At 37.4% G+C, this 21,939-nt stretch carries 20 protein-coding genes; 1 reads left to right on the top strand and 19 read right to left on the bottom strand.

From position 1 onward, the window contains the following. Window positions 1-90: 90 nt before the first annotated feature. The 13 genes from ffh to BAU27_RS17050 all read right to left on the bottom strand — a co-directional run bounded on the left by ffh (window position 91) and on the right by BAU27_RS17050 (window position 15,687). Window positions 91-1,440 (bottom strand): signal recognition particle protein, encoded by a 1,350-nt coding sequence (gene ffh, locus BAU27_RS16990; protein WP_071746795.1) that lies wholly within the window; start codon window positions 1,438-1,440, stop codon window positions 91-93. A 12-nt stretch (window positions 1,441-1,452) separates the two neighbouring features. Then, the gene (locus tag BAU27_RS16995) at window positions 1,453-1,785 is read right to left on the bottom strand and encodes a putative DNA-binding protein (RefSeq protein WP_000891061.1); all 333 of its coding nucleotides are present in this window, start codon (window positions 1,783-1,785) and stop codon (window positions 1,453-1,455) included. A gap of 133 nt (window positions 1,786-1,918) precedes the next feature. Continuing rightward, on the bottom strand, window positions 1,919-2,908 hold the full coding sequence (ftsY, locus tag BAU27_RS17000) for a signal recognition particle-docking protein FtsY (RefSeq protein ID WP_000007653.1): 990 nt from the start codon (window positions 2,906-2,908) through the stop codon (window positions 1,919-1,921). Between the two features lie 14 nt (window positions 2,909-2,922). Then, window positions 2,923-6,492 (bottom strand): chromosome segregation protein SMC, encoded by a 3,570-nt coding sequence (gene smc / locus BAU27_RS17005; RefSeq protein WP_071771503.1) that lies wholly within the window; start codon window positions 6,490-6,492, stop codon window positions 2,923-2,925. A 148-nt stretch (window positions 6,493-6,640) separates the two neighbouring features. Next, on the bottom strand, window positions 6,641-7,378 hold the full coding sequence (gene rncS, locus BAU27_RS17010; protein ID WP_071746797.1) for a ribonuclease III: 738 nt from the start codon (window positions 7,376-7,378) through the stop codon (window positions 6,641-6,643). 58 nt (window positions 7,379-7,436) lie between these two features. Beyond that, a complete protein-coding gene (acpP, locus tag BAU27_RS17015) occupies window positions 7,437-7,670 on the bottom strand; it encodes an acyl carrier protein (protein ID WP_000786062.1) in 234 nt (77 codons plus the stop codon). 69 nt (window positions 7,671-7,739) lie between these two features. Further along, entirely contained in the window at window positions 7,740-8,480 is a 741-nt protein-coding gene (gene fabG / locus BAU27_RS17020) for a 3-oxoacyl-[acyl-carrier-protein] reductase (protein WP_071771504.1), read from the bottom strand. Then, entirely contained in the window at window positions 8,480-9,424 is a 945-nt protein-coding gene (gene fabD, locus BAU27_RS17025) for an ACP S-malonyltransferase (RefSeq protein WP_071771505.1), read from the bottom strand. The genes fabG and fabD overlap by 1 nt, the downstream gene beginning before the upstream one ends. A gap of 14 nt (window positions 9,425-9,438) precedes the next feature. Continuing rightward, entirely contained in the window at window positions 9,439-10,431 is a 993-nt protein-coding gene (plsX, locus tag BAU27_RS17030; RefSeq protein ID WP_071771506.1) for a phosphate acyltransferase PlsX, read from the bottom strand. Further along, a complete protein-coding gene (fapR, locus tag BAU27_RS17035) occupies window positions 10,428-11,021 on the bottom strand; it encodes a transcription factor FapR (RefSeq protein WP_071746801.1) in 594 nt (197 codons plus the stop codon). Before fapR ends, plsX begins: the two co-directional genes overlap by 4 nt. 88 nt (window positions 11,022-11,109) lie before the next feature. Continuing rightward, window positions 11,110-13,158, bottom strand: coding sequence for an ATP-dependent DNA helicase RecG (gene recG, locus BAU27_RS17040; RefSeq protein WP_071771507.1), 2,049 nt, complete (start codon window positions 13,156-13,158; stop codon window positions 11,110-11,112). Window positions 13,159-13,625: 467 nt separating this feature from the next. Next, window positions 13,626-15,302, bottom strand: coding sequence for a DAK2 domain-containing protein (locus BAU27_RS17045; protein WP_071746803.1), 1,677 nt, complete (start codon window positions 15,300-15,302; stop codon window positions 13,626-13,628). Window positions 15,303-15,324: 22 nt separating this feature from the next. Continuing rightward, window positions 15,325-15,687 carry an Asp23/Gls24 family envelope stress response protein gene (locus tag BAU27_RS17050; RefSeq protein ID WP_000021109.1) on the bottom strand — a complete coding sequence of 121 codons (363 nt, stop codon included), beginning with the start codon at window positions 15,685-15,687 and terminating at the stop codon, window positions 15,325-15,327. 376 nt (window positions 15,688-16,063) lie between these two features. On the opposite strand from BAU27_RS17050, the gene rpmB reads away from it, so the two are divergent. Then, window positions 16,064-16,252: a 50S ribosomal protein L28 gene (gene rpmB, locus BAU27_RS17055; protein WP_000124776.1), complete on the top strand. Its 189-nt coding sequence runs from the start codon at window positions 16,064-16,066 to the stop codon at window positions 16,250-16,252. A gap of 73 nt (window positions 16,253-16,325) precedes the next feature. On the opposite strand, the gene spoVM is transcribed toward rpmB, so the two are convergent. The 6 genes from spoVM to BAU27_RS17085 form a co-directional block, all read right to left on the bottom strand. Further along, the gene (gene spoVM / locus BAU27_RS17060) at window positions 16,326-16,406 is read right to left on the bottom strand and encodes a stage V sporulation protein SpoVM (RefSeq protein ID WP_001213599.1); all 81 of its coding nucleotides are present in this window, start codon (window positions 16,404-16,406) and stop codon (window positions 16,326-16,328) included. Between the two features lie 66 nt (window positions 16,407-16,472). After that, window positions 16,473-17,153, bottom strand: coding sequence for a thiamine diphosphokinase (locus BAU27_RS17065; RefSeq protein ID WP_071771508.1), 681 nt, complete (start codon window positions 17,151-17,153; stop codon window positions 16,473-16,475). Between the two features lie 100 nt (window positions 17,154-17,253). Continuing rightward, on the bottom strand, window positions 17,254-17,898 hold the full coding sequence (gene rpe / locus BAU27_RS17070; RefSeq protein ID WP_000589964.1) for a ribulose-phosphate 3-epimerase: 645 nt from the start codon (window positions 17,896-17,898) through the stop codon (window positions 17,254-17,256). 2 nt (window positions 17,899-17,900) lie between these two features. Continuing rightward, a complete protein-coding gene (rsgA, locus tag BAU27_RS17075) occupies window positions 17,901-18,782 on the bottom strand; it encodes a ribosome small subunit-dependent GTPase A (RefSeq protein WP_071746805.1) in 882 nt (293 codons plus the stop codon). Between the two features lie 422 nt (window positions 18,783-19,204). After that, the gene (pknB, locus tag BAU27_RS17080; RefSeq protein ID WP_071746806.1) at window positions 19,205-21,178 is read right to left on the bottom strand and encodes a Stk1 family PASTA domain-containing Ser/Thr kinase; all 1,974 of its coding nucleotides are present in this window, start codon (window positions 21,176-21,178) and stop codon (window positions 19,205-19,207) included. 8 nt (window positions 21,179-21,186) lie between these two features. Beyond that, window positions 21,187-21,939 (bottom strand): Stp1/IreP family PP2C-type Ser/Thr phosphatase, encoded by a 753-nt coding sequence (locus tag BAU27_RS17085; RefSeq protein ID WP_000648692.1) that lies wholly within the window; start codon window positions 21,937-21,939, stop codon window positions 21,187-21,189.

Here is a 21,939-nt window from a genome sequence, read left to right on the forward strand (position 1 = left end):
CCTCCGAATTTATTTCACACAGATAATTATATTAGCAAAAAGACTATTGCTTTGTAAAGTATTTTTTCTTAACAGAGCCATCTTTTTTCCTTACATGAATGGAAACTTCATTCCACCTAGTCCTTTTTTCTTACCTTTTTGCATACCAGTCATCGTTTTCATCATTTTCTTCATATCATCGAATTGCTTGATTAGACGATTGATTTCTTGTACGGTTGTACCGCTACCTTTGGCAATGCGTTTTTTTCGACTAGCGTTAATTATTTCCGGTTGTTCTCGTTCTAATTTAGTCATAGAACGAATAATTGCCTCAATATGCCCAATTTGTTTTTCATCAACTTGTGCATTTTTCAGCCCTTTAATTTTATTTGCACCAGGAAGCATTCCTAACAATTCGTCAAGCGGTCCAAGTTGACGCACTTGTCCAAGTTGTTCTAGGAAATCGTCAAGTGTAAACGAAAGCGTACGCATTTTTTGCTCAAGTTCTTTTGCTTTCTCTTCATCAACTGTAGCTTGCGCTTTTTCAATTAATGTTAAGACGTCGCCCATCCCTAAAATACGGGATGCCATACGTTCTGGATGGAACGCTTCAATCGCATCTAGCTTTTCACCCATACCAGCAAATTTAATTGGTGTGTTTGTTACAGCCTTAATAGATAATGCCGCACCACCGCGCGTGTCACCATCTAATTTCGTTAATACAACACCTGTTAAACCTAACTGTTCATGGAAACTTTGTGCTACATTTACCGCGTCTTGTCCTGTCATCGCATCGACAACAAGGAAAATTTCATCCGGTTTCGCAACTTCTTTCACTTTCGCTAGTTCATCCATTAGTTCTTCATCAATATGCAGGCGACCCGCTGTATCAATTAAAACATAATCATGATGATCTTCTTTTGCTTTTGCAATCGCTTGTTTCGCAATTTCAACTGGACTTACTTGATCTCCTAAAGAGAAAACAGGCATGTCCAATTGCTTCCCTAATGTTTCAAGCTGTTTGATCGCTGCTGGACGGTAAATATCTGCTGCAACAAGCATCGGTTTACGATTATACTTTTTACGAAGTAAATTCGCAAGCTTACCTGTTGTCGTTGTTTTACCCGCACCTTGCAGACCAACCATCATAATAACAGTCGGTGGCTTATTAGCAACAGCAATTTTGCTTTGCTCTCCGCCCATAAGTTCTGTAAGTTCTTCCTGTACGATTTTAATTACTTGTTGTCCAGGTGTCAAACTTTTCATTACATCTTGTCCGACAGCACGCTCAGACACACGCTTTATAAAATCTTTTACTACTTTAAAGTTAACATCTGCTTCTAAAAGAGCTAGACGAACTTCTCTCATCATTTCTTTCACATCGGCTTCAGAAACTTTTCCTTTGCCGCGGATTTTTTGCATTGTCTGTTGAAGTCGGTCGGCTAATCCTTCAAATGCCATATTGCCGCCCTCCTAATCTAATTTTTCGATAGCTTCAACAACTTGTTTCATTTCTTCATTCACATGCTCTTCTTCGCTGATTAGCTGTTTTAGCTTTGCAACAAGTCGCTGTCGCTCTTGAAACTTTTGAAGTAATACTAATTTATCTTCATATTCTTCAAGCATCGCTTCAGTCCGTTTAATGTTATCATACACGGCTTGGCGGCTTACATCAAATTCTTCCGCAATTTCACCAAGAGATAAATCATCTAGATAATAAAGCGACATATAACTTCTTTGTTTTTGCGTTAACAACGATTGATAAAAATCAAATAAATAGTTCATTCTCGTTGTTTTTTCGAGCATGTTGGATCATCCTTTGTTAAGTGATTTCCCTTTACATGAATTAGTTTACATGGAGTATAAAAGAGTGTCAAGTTTTTTTCTTAACATCACATGTTTTTTATAGAAAAAGAAGCGGAAATACCGCTTCTTTTTCTTACACTTCTTCAGTTTCTACCAAGTTCGCGAATAATCCATACACATATTGCTCTGGATCAAATTGCTGCAGATCATCCATTTGCTCTCCTAATCCAACAAACTTCACCGGTACATCCATTTCGTTACGAATTGCTAATACGATACCACCTTTAGCAGTTCCGTCTAACTTCGTTAAAACAATACCAGTAACATTCGTTGCTTCACGGAATGTTTTCGCTTGACTTAAACCATTTTGTCCTGTTGTTGCATCAATAACAAGTAATACTTCATGAGGAGCTCCTGGTACTTCACGCTCAATTACACGCTTCACTTTCTCTAACTCTTTCATTAAGTTGACTTTGTTTTGCAGGCGCCCTGCTGTATCACATAGCAACACATCCACTTTACGAGCCTTCGCTGCCTGTACAGCATCGTACATTACAGCCGCCGGGTCAGACCCTGATCCTTGTTTAATTACTTCTACACCAACACGATCGCCCCATACTTCTAATTGTTCAATCGCTCCAGCACGGAATGTATCTCCTGCCGCCAATAGGACAGACTTACCTTCCGATTTAAATTTATGTGCAAGCTTACCAATTGTCGTCGTTTTTCCTACACCGTTAACACCAACAAATAAAACAACTGTTAATTGATCCTCTTGTATATTAACTTCATTACTAAAGTCGCTATCACCTTTGTAAATTCCCACTAACTTCTCAGAAATCACAGCCTGTACTTCTTTTGGATCTTGAATGTTACGACGTTGCACTTCTTCTTTCAACTGATCAATTAATTCCATTACTGTCGAGACTCCAACATCTGCACTAATTAAAATTTCTTCTAATTCCTCAAAGAAGTCTTCGTCTATTTTACGGTAACGATACACTAAATCATTTACTTTATCAGCAAATGAATTTCTTGTTTTTTCTAATCCTTGTTTAAACTTCTCTGTTACTGTATCCGTTTGTTTTGAAATTTTTTCTTTTAATTTTTTAAAAAAGCTCATACTTCCCATCCTTCCTATTTACTTGCTACAAGTTCTTCGCCATCACCTAAACGAACAGAAACAAGCTTAGATACCCCTGATTCTTGCATTGTTACACCGTACAATACATCAGACTCTTCCATTGTACCTTTTCGGTGTGTAATTACAATAAACTGCGTTTCATCACTAAATTTCTTTAAATACTGCGCAAAACGAGCAACGTTAGCCTCATCAAGAGCCGCTTCTACTTCATCTAGCACACAGAATGGGACTGGGCGTACTTTTAAAATACCAAATAAGAGCGCAATTGCCGTCAAAGCACGCTCTCCACCTGAAAGTAAACCTAAGTTTTGTAGTTTCTTCCCTGGCGGTTGCGCTACAATATCAATACCAGTATTTAATAAATCTTCTGGATTTGTCATTACTAAATCCGCTCTTCCGCCCCCGAATAATTCAGAGAATACAGATTGAAACTCCGTTCGAATTCCTTCGAATGTAGTAGAAAAGCGTTTTTTCATCTCTTCATCCATTTCCGTAATAAGTTGATGTAACGTCGATTTTGCTTCTTCTAGGTCATCTCTTTGCTCTAGTAAGAATGTATGACGTTCTGCTACACGTTCGTATTCATCAATTGCCCCTAAGTTTACTGCGCCTAACTCTTCAATGGATAGTTTAATTAATTTCACCTTTTTACGCGCATCTTCTGCTGGCATCGTCATTGTATACTTCAGTTTTGCTGCTTCAAATGAAATAGTATATGTTTCACGTAAATGTTGCAATCTATTTTCCAACTCTACATCAAGTCGGTTAATTTTCACTTCTTGATCTTTCAACATCTCAAGAATATATTTATGTTTACCTATTGTTGCTTTCACACCGCGTTCTAAATGCTCCACTCTCTCTTGCAATGATACGCGTTGTTCACGACGCGAACGAATTAAATCCGAAGTTTGATTACGATCATACGCTTTCTTCTCTATCATATTCGTAATTTGGTCTTCGCCACTTGAATTAGACGTCATCTCTTGTTTTAAGAACGCTAAATCTTCTTTCGTTTTTACAAGCGTCGTATCAGTCTCTTCTTTTTCCTTCGTTAATCGTTCAACTTTTTCTTTTTGATTAGATAAACGTTGTTGTTGTTCAGCTGCTTGTACTTTTAGCTCAGTCATTTCCTTCTGAACTTTCTCTTTTGAAGAATGTTGCTCACTTTTTTGTTTCGTTAATGCGACGATTTTGCCATCTAATTCCGAGATTTCTGCTTGAAGAGTTGCTAAAATCTTTTCTAACTCTCCTTTACGCCCTTGCATTTTCACTTGATCTTGTAAAAATCCTTCTATCTCTAAATCGTATATAGATAAACGATCATTAATTCGATGCTCTTCTAATTCTAATCGATTAATTTCTTCTCTTAATTTCTGTTCATCTACACGCTCAGTTTCTACACCTTGGCGCAGTTCGCGTATTTTCACTTCTTTTTCTTGAATCTCTTGCTTTACTGCTTTAACAAAGTTTTCTAGCTTCGTTGTTTTTTCTTCCATATCAGCTAGCTTTTTAGTCCATTCTTCAAGTTCACGCTGGCGCCCTAATAATGAAGATTTCGCCTGTTTTACAGCCCCACCAGTCATAGAACCACCAGGATTCACTACGTCACCTTCAAGTGTTACAATACGATAGCGATATTGTAATTGTTTCGCCAATTCATTTGCACCGCGTAAATCTTTCGCAACAACAACAGTACCTAATAAGCTTGAAACTACATTCCCATATTTATTGTTGTACTGCACAAGTTCTGCCGCTACACCGACAAATGCTGGGTGTTGATTCACAATGCGTAATTGTTCAAATGATAACGATCTACTTTTAATAACAGCTTGAGGTAAAAACGTTGCACGACCATGTTTATTTTGCTTTAAAAATGCAATTGCATTACGAGCATGTTCTTCTGTTTGTACTACGATATGTTGCATCGCTGCCCCAAGGGCGATTTCCATCGCAATTTCATATTCTTTCGGCACAGTCAGAAGTTCTGCAACAGCTCCCTCGATACCTTGCAATCTATTTTCTCTAGCCTTTAATACTTCACGTACCCCTTGATAGAAACCAGAATAGTCCTCTTGCATTTCTTCTAGCATTTCTTTTCGAGAACGCGCCTGTTGCACAAATTGATACGCTTGATACAGTTTCGTTTCATTTTCACTATACTGAGACTTACATTTCCCAAGTGCCGTTTCTGTCTTCTGTATGTTAGAAATAATGCCAGCTACTTTCTCCTTCACTTGCTCATAACTTTCTACAAGTTTCGCTTTTTTCGCTGTAATTTCCATACGCATCTGTACATATTTTTCATTTTCTTCATCAAGGCGTTCATTTTTAGAATTTTGCTGTTTAGATTGTTCTTCAATCATAGATAATTCATTACGCAGACTTGCTTGTTGATTTAAAAGTTCAATATAATCACCTTTTAAATTCTCAATCTGTTCCTCTAGATTCACGGCAAAAGTTGCAAGTAGTTGCTCATTATCATGCAATTTCTTCTCCAACTCTTTTACTTGATTCGCAAATTGCATTAACGCTTCGGTACTTGTTTCAATTTCACCATCATAACTTTGAGCTTTCTCTACCAATTCAACAATCAGCTTTTCAAGCTGCGCACAATGCGTCGTCGCATTTTGCTTTCTTTCCTTTAACAACTCACGCTGCCCTTCTAGTTTTTCTAGCTCTTTACTAGAAAGAAGAAGAACTTCTTGTAAGGAGTTTACAGATTCATCAACCGCTTGTAATTGTCCACGTAATTCCTCAAGCTCTTCTTCACTTTTTTGTAAATTCGTCGACATCTTAACTTCTTCATCTTTATTATGCCCAAATTGATTTCGAAGCGCTTCCCACTTTTCATGTAATTCTTCAATTTCATGTACAATAAGCGCCGCTTCTACTTTTTCTAATTCTTCTTTTTTCTCAAGAAAATCTTTCGCTATAGAAGCTTGTCTTTCTAGTGGTTCTACTTGACTACTCAATTCATGTATAATATCTTGCACACGATTTAAGTTTTCTTGTGTTTCTGCTAATTTCCCTTCGGCTTTCTTTTTACGAAGTTTGTATTTCAGCACACCAGCAGCCTCTTCAAATACACCACGACGTTCTTCTGATTTACTACTTAAAATCTCTTCGACTTTCCCCTGGCTAATAATTGAAAAAGCTTCTCTTCCCATACCAGAGTCCATGAATAAATCAATAATATCTTTCAGTCTACAAGATTGTTTATTAATATAAAAATCACTATCACCCGAGCGAGATACACGACGTGTTACACACACCTCGTTATATTCAATCGGTAATCGTTGGTCTTCATTATTTAAAGTTAATGTTACTTCAGCAATATTAACCGCTCTTCTCGTATCACTACCCGCAAAAATAATATCCTCCATTTTTGCACCGCGTAATGACTTTGCAGATTGTTCACCAAGTACCCAGCGAATCGCATCAGTAATATTACTTTTCCCGCTCCCGTTAGGTCCTACTACAGAAGTTACACCTGGAACAAAATCGACAGATACACGCTCAGCAAAAGATTTAAATCCTGCTATTTCTAATCTTTTTAAAAACACGAAAGGCCTTCCTCCTATTCTCCGTTGTCGTAAACATTGTCTGTACGAAAACAAGCTACTATACGGATTTCCCACTCCTTTTATTTATAAACAAAAGGAAAGTTTCATTCTATGCATAAGGAATCCCCCTCATTCAAAGGGGGATTCCTCATGATTGTTCTTTTAATTTTTTCAATGCTTCTGCAGCAGCTTGTTGCTCTGCCTCTTTTTTTGACTTACCACTTCCAAGACCTAATGCCTCATTATTTAAAGTTACACGTGACACAAATTCTCGGTTATGGGCCGGTCCTTTTTCTTGCAAAATTTGATACTCAATATTGCCACTACCATCACGCTGAATCAATTCTTGCAATTGACTCTTATAATCCATCACATGAGAAAAAGCACCTTCATTAATTTTCGGATATACAACTTCTTTTAAGAATCCCCAAACTGTTTCAAGCCCTTGATCAAGATAAAGGGCACCAATAAACGCTTCAAAGACATCCGCTAATAAAGCTGGTCGTTCACGTCCACCCGTCATTTCCTCACCTTTCCCTAATAAAACAAGGCTACCAAATGACAATTCATTTGCAAAACGAACAAGAGATGGCTCACATACAATAGCTGCACGTAGTTTTGTTAACTCTCCTTCGCTCATTGTCGGATATTTTTGAAACAGATACTGTGATACAGTGAGTTCCAATACAGCATCACCAAGAAATTCAAGACGCTCATTGTCCTCATGCGGTTTTTTTCGATGCTCATTCACATACGATGAATGCGTAAATGCTTGAATCAATAATTTTTCATCTGAAAACGTAATACCTATCTCTTCTTGAAATACTTTAAACGCTTCACGATATTTTGTTTCGTATTTTTTTTCTCTATGTTTTCGGTACGGCATAGGTCCCTCCAGATATAAGCCGAGAAGCCCCGCTAAAAAACGGGACTTCACTTAAGCATTATAGATGACTCTCTATGTAAGTCACAGCATCGCCAACAGTAGCAATCTTTTCAGCATCTTCATCAGAAATTTCCATTTCGAATTCATCTTCCAATTGCATTACAAGCTCTACTACATCTAGGGAGTCTGCGCCTAAATCTTCTTTAAAGCTCGCAGCTGGTACTACTTCAGTTTCTTCTACACCTAAACGATCAACGATGATTTTTGTTACACGCTCTAAAACATCTGCCATTCCATTCACCTCCCCTCAAATATTATATAAAATATTGTCCAAAAAAACTAGGTGAAATCGATTCTTTTATTACATTACCATTCCGCCATCAACATTTAACGTTTGTCCTGTAATATATTTGCTTTGATCAGCAGCAAAAAACGTTACAGTATTTGCGATATCTTGCGCTTCACCAAACTGAGCTGCAGGAATTAACTTTAACATTTCGGCTTTTATATTTTCATCTAATACATCCGTCATATCAGTCGCAATAAACCCTGGAGCAATTGCATTTACAGTAATATTTCGGCTCGCTAATTCTTTTGCTGATGTTTTTGTTAATCCAATTACACCAGCTTTAGCAGCAACATAGTTTGCTTGTCCTGGGTTTCCTGTTACTCCGACAACAGAAGCAATATTAATAATACGTCCATGACGTTGACGCATCATATAACGAGATACTGCCTTCGTACATAAGAAAACACCTTTTAAGTTTGTATTAATAACTGTATCCCATTCTTCTTCTTTCATACGCATTAATAAATTATCTTTTGTTACACCAGCGTTATTTACAAGAATATCTACTTGTCCAAACGTATCTACAGTTTGTTTCACCATATTCGTAACATCTTCAGCATTTGCAACATCTGCTCTTACCGCAATAGCATCTGAACCTAATTTCTTTATTTCATCGACTACTTCATTCGCCTTTTGCTCATTACCAGCATAATTTACTACAACATTCGCCCCTTGTTTTGCTAAATCAATCGCAATCGCACGACCAATTCCACGTGAAGCGCCAGTTACTAATGCTACTTTCCCTTTTAACATCAGTTTTCTCCTCTCAAATTCGAAATGGTATCTTTTAATGTCTCTTCGTCATATATCGCATATGCTTTCACAGAAGAGTCAATCGACTTCATAAGACCAGCAAGTACTTTTCCAGGGCCGATTTCAATAAATGTATCTACCCCTTGATTCACCATATACTCAATGGATGGATACCATAATACAGGCGAATAGAGCTGTTCAATCAGCTTTTCTTTAATATCTGTACCACGTGTAATAACGTCCGCTGTAACATTTGCAATAACAGGAATATTCGTGTCTTGAATTGTAATTTCATTTAAAACACTTTGGAATCTCTCAGCAGCTGGCTTCATAAGTGAGGAATGAAACGGTCCACTTACTTTAAGAGGAATTGCTCTTTTAGCACCATTTTCTTTCGCTCTTTGAGAAGCAAGTTCTACTCCTTGATTTGTTCCAGAAATAACAATTTGCTTCGTGCTATTCATATTAGCAATTTGCACCGCATGTCCTTCACTTGTTACTTCTTCTGTAACTTGTTTCAGCATTTCCGGATCAGCACCTAAAATAGCTGCCATTGCACCTTCCCCACCCGGAACGGCTTCTTCCATATATTCCCCGCGTTTCCTTACAGCATATACAGCATCTTCGAAAGTTAATGCACCAGCTGCCACAAGAGCGCTATATTCACCTAAACTATGTCCTGCTACGAAATCAGGTGTAATATCGTACTCCTTCAAAGCTGTCAAAATTGCATAACTCGTCGTTAATAATGCCGGCTGCGCATTTGTCGTTAATGTAAGCTTTTCCTGTGGCCCTTCAAAAATCACTTCTGAAAGTGAATCTTGCAGAACTTCATCCGCTTTCGCAAACACTTTCGCAACCTCGTTATTATTCTCCGCTAACTGTCTACCCATTCCAACTGCCTGTGAACCTTGGCCCGGAAAAAGAAATGCTAGTTTTCCCATTTCAAATCCTCCTCTTATCGAAGCGGCTCTTTCTCCATTACACTTGAAATTGTAGGAATTACTTCTTTCGCTACCATTTCTCTTGTTTGACGAATCGCACTAAATATCGATTGGTCATTTGAAGAACCGTGAGCCTTAATGACAGGAGCTTTTAAGCCAAATAATGCCGCTCCTCCATACTCCGAATAATCCATTTTATCTTTTAATACCATAAGTTTTGGTTTTAATACCGCTGCTGCTAATTTGCTCGTAAACGAACTCATTAATTGCTCTTTTAACATAGAGAATAATGCAAGTGCTGTTCCTTCTAATGATTTTAGAGCTACGTTACCTGTAAAACCATCACATACAACAACATCTGCTACACCTTGCAATAAGTCTCTTGATTCAACGTTTCCAACAAAATTAATTGGTGCATCCTTGAGCATAGCAAAGACCTGTTTTGAAAGCTCGTTTCCTTTACCGTCCTCTGTTCCAACGTTTAAAAGTCCAACGCGAGGATTTTCAATTCCTCTTACCTTCTCTGCATAAACAGAGCCCATTACTGCATATTGATATAAATGAATTGGTTTTGCATCAACGTTCGCTCCAACATCTAACATCACAAAACCTTCTCCATCAACAGTTGGCATTGTAGGCGATAAAGCTGGTCGTTCAATTCCTTCCATACGACCAACAACAAATAATCCTGCTGCCATTAAAGCTCCTGTACTTCCTGCTGATATACAAGCATCCGCTACGCCGTTCTTTACTTGCTCTGCTGCTAGTACCATTGAAGCTTGTTTTTTTCGACGAACCGCTCTTACTGGTTCATCTGTCGATTCAATTTTTTCGTCTGTATGAAGTATAGTAATTCGCTCTTCACTCGTTAAGTATTGACGAATTCCCTCTTCTTTCCCTACTAACGTAATATGTAAATCTGAATATTCCTTAATAGCTTTCATTGCCCCTAACACTACAGCCTTTGGAGCATGATCGCCGCCCATTGCATCTATTGCGATTTTCATAAGTTGTTACCTTCCTCACTATAATTACTAGATCGATACATTTCAAAAGTGCCTGTAAAAACAAGTTCTTCTCCAACAAAGCTACGCACTTTGACAACCGTCCGTCCTTTATCATTCTCTACATCTTCAACACGTGCTTTTGCAACAACACGTTCTCCTAATTTTACAGGACGAATGTATCGAATGGTAGACTTTGCAGTTAAAGCTAATTCTTCATCAATAACTGCAACAGCTAGTGAGTTTGCTTGTGCAAACAAATGATGCCCACGAGCAATTTGATTCCTTTTAAATACATGTTCTACCTTTACTTCAAAGATAGAAATCGCATGTCTATCTAATTCTATATCGATAATTTCTCCGACAACCTCTTCTAACGGTAAAGATTTCACATCTTCTTCATGTTGTTTTGTGGCCACATGCTTAATTCGTTCTCTTAATTCAGGAATAGATAATTCCATACGATCAAGACGAACAGTTTGTATGCTCACTTGAAATTTTTCCGCTAAATCTTCATCCGTTATAAAAGGATTCGCTTCTATTGTTTGTTGTAATAATTCTTGTCTTTCTTTTTTACTTCTTCTTTTTTTCATACCGCACCATCCATTTTTATGACTAGGTACTAACAGTAGTATATAATCATTAAAAGTAGAATGCAACAAAAACTTTTGCAGACTACTCTTAGTCAAGCTTCTCTCCCTGGAACACACCTGTTCCATCAAGATAAGTACGCAACGAAGCATACTGATCATTATGCCAAAACGCTTCTGAATCAACTAGTATCGCCGCATCTTGTCTCGCTGTTTCTAACGCTCGATAATCATGTACCATATCAGCAACCTTAAACTCTGGTAGACCACTTTGCTTACTTCCAAAGAAATCTCCAGGACCTCGTAACTCTAAATCTTTTTCTGACAATACAAATCCATCATTTGTTTCAGTCATAATGCGCATTCTTTCTTTTCCCGTTTCCGATTTCGGGTCCGCAATTAATAAACAATACGATTGTTCACTACCACGCCCAACACGCCCCCTGAGCTGATGAAGCTGCGATAAACCGAAACGCTCCGCGTCATAAATAACCATAACAGTCGCATTCGGTACATTCACACCTACTTCAACAACTGTTGTCGATACAAGAATTTGCACTTTATTTTCACTAAACTGTCCCATTATCTCTTCTTTTTCTTGAGACGATAGTCTCCCATGCATTAATCCAACTTGGCATTTCCCTTGATAATGGTGAGTCAGCATACTATGTAAGTCGATAGCATTTTGTACGTCAAGTTTCTCAGACTCTTCAATTAGAGGACAAATAACATATGCCTGTCTTCCTTTTTTTATCTCTTTCTCCACAAAACCGAGAACGCGATCTAACATATCATGTTTTGCCCAATACGTTTCGATCACCTTTCTACCAGCTGGCATTTCATCGATAATAGAAACGTCCATCTCTCCAAATGCAGTGATAGCTAACGTACGAGGGATTGGGGTCGCCGTCATAAACAACACATCTGGACTTTCACCTTTCTCACGTAAAACCCGGCGCTGCGCTACACCAAATCGATGCTGTTCATCAGTAATAACAAGACCTAATCTATGAAATATAACTTCATCTTGAATTAAAGCGTGCGTCCCAACAAGGATATCTACTTCCCCTTGCTCTAATCTCGCCAAAATTTCTCGTCGTCTCGCACCTTTAACAGAACTCGTTAGCAGTTCAACCTTCATACCGAAATGTGAAAACGTCTCAGCGAGCGACTGATAATGTTGTTCAGCTAAAATTTCCGTAGGAACCATCATAGCACCTTGATAATGAGCTAATTTTGCTCCATAAAGGGCAATCGCAGCAACAACTGTTTTTCCAGATCCTACATCCCCTTGCAATAATCGATTCATGCGATAGGGAGATGTCATATCTTTCATTATTTCATCTACAACCCGGCTTTGTGCGCCAGTTAACGGAAACGGAAGTGCATCAGTAAACTCTTGCAATTCTACTGACGAAATTTCTTTTTTCGTGCCCTTTGAATTTTCCCTTTCCATTTTCCGCAATGTTTGCATTTTCAACTGGAACAAGAAAAACTCCTCATATACAAAACGGCGCCGCGCTTGCTTTAAGTCTTCCTGTCCCACTGGAAAATGTAACGCCCTGAGCGCTTCATAACGTGGTAATAATTTATACCTACTTAACAAACCGTCAGGTAACACTTCAATTATAGAGTCTCCATATTCCTTTAAAGCCTGGGCAATAAAACGGCGCATCTGCTTTACTGTCAATTTCCCTTTCACTGAATATACTGGCTCTACTTCTTGTTGACGCACAACCGGTCCAAAATGAAGTTCTGATACAGCGATCGTTTGGCGATGCTGATCCCATTTACCAGTAATCGTTACCGTTTCATCTAGCTTTAACTTTTGTTTATAATATGGTCTATTAAAACATACGGCTGTAATTAAATAACGCCCAACAAGAACACGAACTGTAAGACGCGACTTTTTCTTTCCATAATATTGAAGTAAAGGAGCACTATGTACTTTCCCTTCAACCGTCACACGCTCATCATGCTTTACTTCAGCAAGATCTTTCATCGCATAGTCTTCATAACGGTACGGAAAATGTTCTAATAGATGAGAAACTGTATAAATTCCCATCTCGTGTAATAACTCAGATGTTTCTCCTCCGATTCCCTTTACATCCGTAACAGGAACTTGTACAACTTCATTCAAGATTCTCACGCTCCGTCACATTATTTTCTTCGATTCATTCTATTGATTCTCTATTAACACCATCGACATCTATAATCGCTCTCTTTCACCCTATATATTCTATCATAGGCATTCTAAGAGAAACTACTCTAATCCCTCTATATAAAGTGAAACTATAATCAGTGGGGGTTTTGTTCATCCCCCACTAATTATTAGCCCTCACCGATCGGGCTTTTACGGGCAGTTAATCCCCCACCTAACTTCTTTGCTCCAGCCGAATTTAGGGGTGGAAATTTTACTACCCACAAATAGCGGGACAAAACAAAGATATACAACACGTAAGAAAAGAGCCTCACTATTAGCAGCAAGGCTCTTTTCTATCATCAATATGCTAGCCCTTTGAATAAAAACTAGTAATAAATTTCATATCACTACTTTTCATCCATTAGCAAGTAAGTAATCCATTTATTTTTAAAACGAATCTTTTCTTATTCTACAGAGAAGATGAAAGAGTACACCGGTTGGTTCCCTGCATGTACTTCTACTTCTGCATCTTCAAAGTTCTCTTCAACAAACGCAACTAATTCAGCCACTTCTTCGTCTGTTGCATCTTCACCTTGTAGAATCGTTACGATTTCAGAATCCTCATCAATTAGTGCTTCCAGTAATTGCTTCGCAGCTCCTACTTTTTCAGCGTTTGTTGATACGATTTTTCCATCTGCAATACACATGAAATCATCTTTTTGAATTGCCACACCGTCAATTTCCGTATCACGAACAGCATACGTAATTTGACCTGTTTTCACATGAGATAAAGCTTCGTTCATGTTTTCTTTATTCTCTTCTAACGTTCCAACTGGATTAAATGCTAACATTGCAGCCATACCTTGAGGAACTGTTTTCGAACGAACAACAATAACTTCTTGATCTACTACTGAAGCTGCTTGTTCTGCTGCCATTACGATATTTCCGTTATTCGGTAAAATAATGATCTTTTCAGCATTCGCCTCTTCAATCGCCTTCACGATATCCTCCGTACTCGGATTCATCGTTTGGCCACCTTCGATAACTTTCGTTGCGCCAATGCTCTCAAATAAAGTTTTAATACCAGATCCCATAGCTACAGTCACAATACCATACGGTTGCTTCTCTTTTGGTTGATTCGTTTGTTCAGGCACCATAGTAGGTTCATCTAATAAAGCCGTATGCTGTTCACGCATATTTTCTACTTTAATCTTAATTAGACTACCGTAGCGCTGTCCATAGTTCATAGGATCTCCAGGGTGTTCCGCATGAATATGAACCTTAACAACCTCATCATCTGATACAACAAGTAGCGAATCTCCGTACACACTAATATCTTCACGGAATTTTTGTTCAGAGAAATTATGTTCCTTCATTTTTTCAGGCTCTAATTTCACCATGAATTCCGTACAATATCCATACTTAATATCTTCTGTACTCAATTGGCTTTGTACACTACGGTGATGTTCTGCGCGTACCATGTCATTCATAGATGGTTGCGTCTGCACATTAGAAGAAATCGTTTCTCCTTTTAAGTCAGCTAAAAATCCTTCATATACAACGACAAGACCTTTACCACCGCTATCTACAACGCCAACTTGTTTTAATACAGGTAATAAATCTGGCGTACGATTTAACGATGCATTCGCTTCTTTTACAACGTCTTCCATAAACAAAACAAAGTCGCGCTGTTTTTTCGCAACTGTCACTGCATATTTACCCGTTTCTCTTGCAACCGTTAAAATCGTTCCTTCAATTGGTTTCATAACCGCTTTATAAGCTGCCTCTACTCCAGCTTCTAAAGCTGCAGCAAAATCAACTGTTGTTAATTCTTCTTTTTGTTCAATGGATTTAGAAAAACCACGGAATAACTGAGATAAAATAACCCCAGAGTTACCACGAGCTCCCATTAATAATCCTTTGGCTAAACTTACGCCGACTTTACCAGCATGCAGTGAAGGATTTTCTTTCACTTCACGTGCGCCTGAAGTCATTGATAAGTTCATGTTTGTACCGGTATCGCCATCTGGAACTGGAAATACGTTTAATGCATCAACAAGCTGAACATTATTTGTTAAATTATTTGCTCCTTGAATGATCATTTGTGATAAACGTTTTCCATCAATTTTTTGAATTGACACAGATTTTCCTCCTTAATGCACATTACAAGTTTATTACTTTAACTCCTTGTACGTAGATGTTTACAGAATCTACTGCTAGTCCTACAGTTTGATCTAATGTATATTTCACTTTAGTCTGCACGTTATGTGCTACTTCTGAAATTTTCGTACCATAGCTCACAATAATATACATATCAATATGTACTTCATCTTCATCTTTACGAACAATAACACCTCTAGTGAAATTTTCTTTTCGTAAAATGTCTGTTAATCCATCTTTTAACTGATTTTTTGATGCCATACCTACGATACCGTAGCAATCTACTGCGGCACCTCCAGCAATCGTTGCAATTACATCTGTACTAATATCAATTTGACCGTACTTCGTTTTAATTTCAATTGACATCTCGTTTCCCCCTTCATAAATGGTGAAAGTGAGCTAGACTACTTTAGTTACTATCATATAATCTTTTTAAAGAAAATTCCATCGTTCTTTCTTTTCACTCTCATATTTTATGTTTTATACTACACTTTTCTATGATGAGCAAAATAGTCCATTGTTATTATACAACATGTACCACTATAATATGTCAAGCAATTTTTCTTGATTTCAGCTTTTCTTCATTGATATATGGTGTCAAGTAATTTTTCTTGATTTCTTTTTTCTACGGTGTTGCATTCTCTTTTTAGTTGTGTTAAATTATAGTAGTGTTTTTAGCATCGCAAAAAAGACTAACATTGAAAAATTACGTATGGTAAGGTATCAAGGGAGGGAAATATAAATGGCTCGTGTTTGTGCTATCACTGGAAGAAAAGCTCGTTCTGGTAACTCTCGTTCTCACGCAATGAACGCTACAAAACGTAAATGGGGCGCTAACCTTCAAAAAGTTCGCGTACGCATCGACGGAAAAGTTCAACGTGTTTACGTTTCTGCTAGAGCATTAAAATCTGGCAAAATCGAACGTGTTTAATAATAAAAAAAAGAGCCGCTAGGCTCTTTTTTTATTATACCAATGGAAAAAGCACCGGTAATAGGTGCTTTTTTTAGTCTTTTTTGAAGGTATTTAACATCGCACGTACAATTCCACCAAGAAATTTAGGTAACTTAATTGTATAAAATCTCATGGTTTCCCTCCTAATCCCCATTACTCCACTTGTTTACTATATGATGCAAGGAGCAAAATTGTTTCTTCAATCAGTGCTTCTTATCATCATTAATATGCCCGAAGTAAATGAAAAAGTACCTTTTTCCACAATGAGTTCATTACTAATACAAAGTGTCGATCCCCACTCTATTGTTTTGTTAGTAAGAGAGTACTTAAATCCACGTAATGTAATACCTTTAACTGTTTCAGTAACCGGTACAAAAGATACATAAGGAAAATTTTCATTTTCTTCAATTATATGTGTACCAACTTTTTTTACTGTTATTTCATTTTTATTGTCTACAATACACATTTCTATCTCTGCCGCTAAACCTTTTAAAAGCATTTGTATATTTGCCAAACCATGATCAAGTCTTCCACCAGTCGCGCCAAACATACGAATTAATTTCGGTTTTTGTTCTAAAGCCCAGCTAATTGCAATTTCTAAATCTGTTTGATCTTTTTCTCGCGGAACAATATGTAACTCATTTGTTTGCTGCCTCATCCATGCTAGCTCATCCTCAGTAACTGAATCGTAATCCCCAAACGCAATGGCCGGAGTGATTCCACTTTTTAACAAACGGTACACTCCCCTATCAACCGCCGCCCACACTACTTCTTCATTTTCATATCGAGAAAAATCTGCGCAGTATTCTACAGGTCCTCCTGCCAAAATATGAACAATCATTTTTTCTTCCCCTTCTATTGTAAAAAGGCAATCTGCCATTCGGTAGATTGCCTTTCTCCTTATTTTTCGCTCTATCCTGTATAAAATAGTGAAGTCTTAATTGACTAGATGCTTCACTAGAATAAAGGCCATCCATTCTTTATCCACGAATTATACGAATTGCTTCACCGCGGTCTTTTTGATTGTATACTGCTGATCCTGCTACAAGAACATTCGCTCCTGCTTCAACACAAAGTCTTGCCGTTTCAGCGTTTACACCACCATCAACTTCAATTTCTACTTCTAGATTTCGCTCTTTAACCATTTCTGCAACTTCTTTAATCTTCGGTAATACAGAATGAATAAACTTCTGTCCACCAAATCCAGGATTTACTGTCATTAGTAATACCATATCTATATCTTCTAATACATGTTCAATTACCGATACTGGCGTATGCGGATTTAATACAACCCCTGCTTTAATGCCATGAGATTTAATTAACTGAATTGTACGATGTAGATGAGGACACGCCTCTACATGAACAGTAATAATATCTGCACCCGCTTTTGCGAAAGTCGGGATATAGTTATCAGGATTTTCAATCATCAAATGTACATCTAATGGTAATGATGTAATCGGACGGATAGCTTCTACAATTAATGGTCCAATCGTAATATTTGGTACGAAATGTCCATCCATTACATCGACGTGAATATAATCAGCTCCACCTTTTTCTACATCTTTAATTTCTTCCCCTAATTTTGAAAAATCTGCTGATAAAATCGATGGTGCAATTTTAATCATGACTAATACCTCGGCTTTCTCTCTCTAATTTCTTCTACGAATTGTTTGTAATTCTTATAACGATATTCAGTTATCTTTCCTTCTTCAACCGCAGCTTTCACCGCGCATTTCGGCTCAGAAAGATGTGTACACCCTCTAAATTTACAGTATTGGCTCGCTTCTTTCAACTCTGGAAAACAATATGTAAGATCTTCTACCTCTATATCTATGAAATCAAGCGAACTAAAACCAGGTGTATCCGCAACAAGCCCGCTCCCCACTGTAATTAATTCCACGTGTCTTGTCGTATGTTTCCCGCGCCCTAAATGTGAAGAAATATCATTTGTTTTCAATTCTAAATCTGGACGTAAAACGTTTAACATTGAAGATTTTCCAACACCAGATTGTCCTGCAACGACAGAAACACAGCCTTCTAAGAATGGTTTCAAAATATCGATACTTTCCGATGTATTTATAGAAGTAAATAATACATCATAACCTATTTCACGATAATCATTTGCAAAAGCTTCAACAGTTTCCTTCATTTTTCCATCCACTAAATCCATCTTACTAATACAAATAATCGGCTTAATATTATGATATTCAATCTGTACTAAAAATCGATCTAACAGTCCGGGATTAAAATCTGGTTCTACTGCAGAGAAAACGAGAATCGCTTGATCAACATTAGCAATAGGAGGTCTAACAAGTTCGTTTTTTCGATCAAATACTTCTAACACATATCCTTCACTCGGATTATCTGCTTGAAAAACGACTTGGTCTCCTACAAGTGGCGTAATTTTATTCTTTCTAAATACACCACGCCCGCGACACTGTGTAATTCCTTCTTCATGCTGCACATAATAAAATCCACTTAGAGCTTTTACAATTTTTCCTTCTGGCATATAATTCTCCTTTATTTTGTATAAAGTGAAACTGTAATTAATAATGAATTGACTAGAGTTCTTTAAACAATTATTTAAAACTAACTAAATATATACCCAGTTAATATATTTAAACTACCATCACATTCAAAATATTATTCACAATAGTATCACCTTTATAGCTTTTGAATCATATATTTTTGCCTGCTACACCATCCATTATATAGACAGATAACAGGCAAGAGTAATAAAGTGAAACTTTAATCATTGGGGTTTTATCGATCCCTTCTGATTAGTAAAAGCCCTCACCAATCGGGCTTTTACGGGCAGTCAATTCCTGCCTATCTTCTCTGCTTTACAGCCGAATTTTGAGGCGAGAGTCTTACTACCAACAGATAGCAGGACAAATTCCATCCCCTATGAAACAAGAATGGAATCCATTATTATTGAGCTGGATATGGGACTTCTTTTTCTATAATCGTTACTCCATCTCGAACAATTTTATAATGTCCCTTTGAACCTTCTTGAATTACAAATTCCAAAGAAATAGTCGCTGACTCAGTAATCGTTCTCGTTTCAACTGGTCTATCCATTTTTTGCTGCATATCTTCTTTATAAATTTCTATTGTTTGCGGTTTTTTCTCACCTGTTGCAGAAGCTTCATATGGAATAGAAATATTATCCACTTTTACTGTTTTCGTCACTTTGGGCTTCGGACCATCAGAGATAACAATTGTTACTTTATCTCCTTCTTTCAAAGGAGTCCCAGGTTTTGGGAATTGAGAAATAACAAGTCCCTTTTCAACAGTATCTGAATACTCCCTTTTTATATCAGAAACAAGCTTTCTTTCATTTAAGTAACCTTTTACACTGTTTTCAGCCCATCCTGAAAAATCACCTGGCCTAATTTGATAAGGTCCTTTACTTACCCAAATCTTCAGGTCTTGTTCTGCCTCTATAACCATTTGATCAGGCGTTGGTATTTGCTCTACGATTTCACCTTTCGGCTTATCATTTTCAATAAAATTAACGGTAACCTGTTTATATTTTTCTTCTAGCTCAGCTCTTATACTCTCGAAATCTTTTCCTGTGAAGTCACTCATTTTACTTTTCTTTTTTCCACCTGATTGATAGATAGTAATTTTAGAGCTTTCTTTCACTACTCTTCCTGCTATTGGATCTGTTTTTATCACTTTTCCAGCTTCAACATTATCTGTATATACAATGTTAGGTTCTGTAACTTCAAAGCCTTTTTCAACTAATGTATTTACAGCTGTCGTATACTTCATACCAGCCACATCAGGAACCTTCACATCTTTCGGAATAAAGAAGCCTGGAATAACAGTAAGTGCTAATGTTATCCCTATCGCTAAAAGTAAAAATGTTGTAATTAAAACCTTCAGCCATTTGTTACTGCGCTTTTTCTTCTTACCTGATTCGGTCTCTTCTTTTCTTACTTGTTCATCCACTTTACTTCCTTTTAGCACAATTGTTTCATCACTCACATTTTGGAATAATTGTTCTTGTTGAATAATTGGAATCGCTTTCGTTGCTTCCATATCTTCTGGTATGTAAAATGGTTGTTCATTTATTCTTTCAGGATATAGCGCTGTTTCAATATCCCGTTTCATCGCGTTAGCAGATTGATATCGATGGAACGGATCTTTCGCAGTTGCCTTTAATATAATATTTTCAACACTTTGTGGAATATTTTCATTCCATCTTTTTGGAGATGGTATTTCATTTTGTAAATGTTTTAAAGCAATTGCAACAGCAGATTCACCCGAAAACGGTTGTCTTCCTGTTAACAATTCAAACATAACAATCCCAAGTGAATAAATATCTGATTGTTTATTCGCTATACCACCACGTGCTTGTTCTGGTGATAAATAATGTACAGAACCGAGCACCGAATTTGTATGCGTAATTGTTGTTGCACTTGTAGCTGTCGCAATTCCAAAGTCTGTGACTTTTATCACTCCATCATCTCGAATCAAAATATTGTGCGGTTTTATATCACGATGCACAATCTCAAAATGATGGGCGTGTGCCATGGCGGACGTTAACTGCTCCATTATATCAAGAGCTTCTCCTATCGGTAACATCCCTCGATCAATTATGTATTGCTTCAATGTTCGTCCAGGTACATATTCCATTACAAGATAATATATACCATCCTCTTCCCCAACATCATACATATTCACAATATTTGGATGCGACAACGTTGTAACAGATTGCGCTTCTCGATGGAAACGTTTAATAAACTCTTCATTATTTGAATAGTCGAGTCTTAATATTTTTACCGCTACATCTCGGCCAAGTATTTCATCATGAGCTAAATATACATTGGCCATTCCTCCACCGCCAATCATTTTCAGCAGCTTATAACGGTCATTTAAGCGTTTTCCAATCAGCACGTTGCACTTCACCTACTTTCGTTTGCCGAATCCGCATAATCAATAATAACGAGAGTGATATTATCTTCTCCACCACGATCATTTGCTAATTGAATGAAATGCTCTCCCTTCGCCTCGAGCTGTTCATTCAATTGTAAAATTTGTTGCATATCAGCCATAGGGACTTTGTTAGACAATCCATCAGAGCAAAGAAGCAATTGATCATCTTCTTCGAGAACTAATGTTTTAACATCTAATCCGACTGTCTCTTCTGTTCCTAACGCTCTTAATAGAACATTCTTTTTCGGGTGATATTCTGCATCTTCTTTTGAAATTTCACCGTGCCTAACAAGTTCATTTACAAGTGAGTGATCTTCCGTTATAAGCGATATTTCTCCCTCTGATACCATATAACAACGACTATCTCCTATATGACCTATTGTTACAAAACTAGGTGTACAAATCGCTACGATAACCGTTGTTCCCATGCCATTACATTCTACATGCTGCTTAGAGTAAGCATATATACGCTCATTAATAATTCCAACGTTAGTATGTAACCACTTTTCTACCTTTTTAGGCTCATTCATATTATGCGTTTGCTTCCAATAATCATGGAATAATTGAATAGCCATCGAGCTAGCTACATCGCCAGCTCGATGACCTCCCATTCCATCTGCTACTACCGCTAAAATATTTCCATCTAAATTGTGAAAAACTCCTGCACTATCTTCATTATGTTGACGAACTTTCCCTTTATCCGATAGAAACACGGCTTTCAT

The organism is Bacillus sp. NH11B, from assembly GCF_001884205.1.
Lineage (GTDB): Bacteria > Bacillota > Bacilli > Bacillales > Bacillaceae_G > Bacillus_A > Bacillus_A proteolyticus.

Excerpts from the sequence above, each read along its gene's own strand:
- ffh (WP_071746795.1), bottom strand. The coding sequence starts at position 1,440 with ATGGCATTTGAAGGATTAGCCGACCGACTTCAACAGACAATGCAAAAA.
- BAU27_RS16995 (WP_000891061.1), bottom strand. The coding sequence starts at position 1,785 with ATGCTCGAAAAAACAACGAGAATGAACTATTTATTTGATTTTTATCAA.
- ftsY (WP_000007653.1), bottom strand. The coding sequence starts at position 2,908 with ATGAGCTTTTTTAAAAAATTAAAAGAAAAAATTTCAAAACAAACGGAT.
- rncS (WP_071746797.1), bottom strand. The coding sequence starts at position 7,378 with ATGCCGTACCGAAAACATAGAGAAAAAAAATACGAAACAAAATATCGT.
- acpP (WP_000786062.1), bottom strand. The coding sequence starts at position 7,670 with ATGGCAGATGTTTTAGAGCGTGTAACAAAAATCATCGTTGATCGTTTA.
- fabG (WP_071771504.1), bottom strand. The coding sequence starts at position 8,480 with ATGTTAAAAGGGAAAGTAGCATTAGTAACTGGCGCTTCACGTGGAATT.
- fabD (WP_071771505.1), bottom strand. The coding sequence starts at position 9,424 with ATGGGAAAACTAGCATTTCTTTTTCCGGGCCAAGGTTCACAGGCAGTT.
- plsX (WP_071771506.1), bottom strand. The coding sequence starts at position 10,431 with ATGAAAATCGCAATAGATGCAATGGGCGGCGATCATGCTCCAAAGGCT.
- fapR (WP_071746801.1), bottom strand. The coding sequence starts at position 11,021 with ATGAAAAAAAGAAGAAGTAAAAAAGAAAGACAAGAATTATTACAACAA.
- BAU27_RS17050 (WP_000021109.1), bottom strand. The coding sequence starts at position 15,687 with ATGTCAATTGAAATTAAAACGAAGTACGGTCAAATTGATATTAGTACA.
- rpmB (WP_000124776.1), top strand. The coding sequence starts at position 16,064 with ATGGCTCGTGTTTGTGCTATCACTGGAAGAAAAGCTCGTTCTGGTAAC.
- spoVM (WP_001213599.1), bottom strand. The coding sequence starts at position 16,406 with ATGAGATTTTATACAATTAAGTTACCTAAATTTCTTGGTGGAATTGTA.
- BAU27_RS17065 (WP_071771508.1), bottom strand. The coding sequence starts at position 17,153 with ATGGCAGATTGCCTTTTTACAATAGAAGGGGAAGAAAAAATGATTGTT.
- rpe (WP_000589964.1), bottom strand. The coding sequence starts at position 17,898 with ATGATTAAAATTGCACCATCGATTTTATCAGCAGATTTTTCAAAATTA.
- rsgA (WP_071746805.1), bottom strand. The coding sequence starts at position 18,782 with ATGCCAGAAGGAAAAATTGTAAAAGCTCTAAGTGGATTTTATTATGTG.
- BAU27_RS17085 (WP_000648692.1), bottom strand. The coding sequence starts at position 21,939 with ATGAAAGCCGTGTTTCTATCGGATAAAGGGAAAGTTCGTCAACATAAT.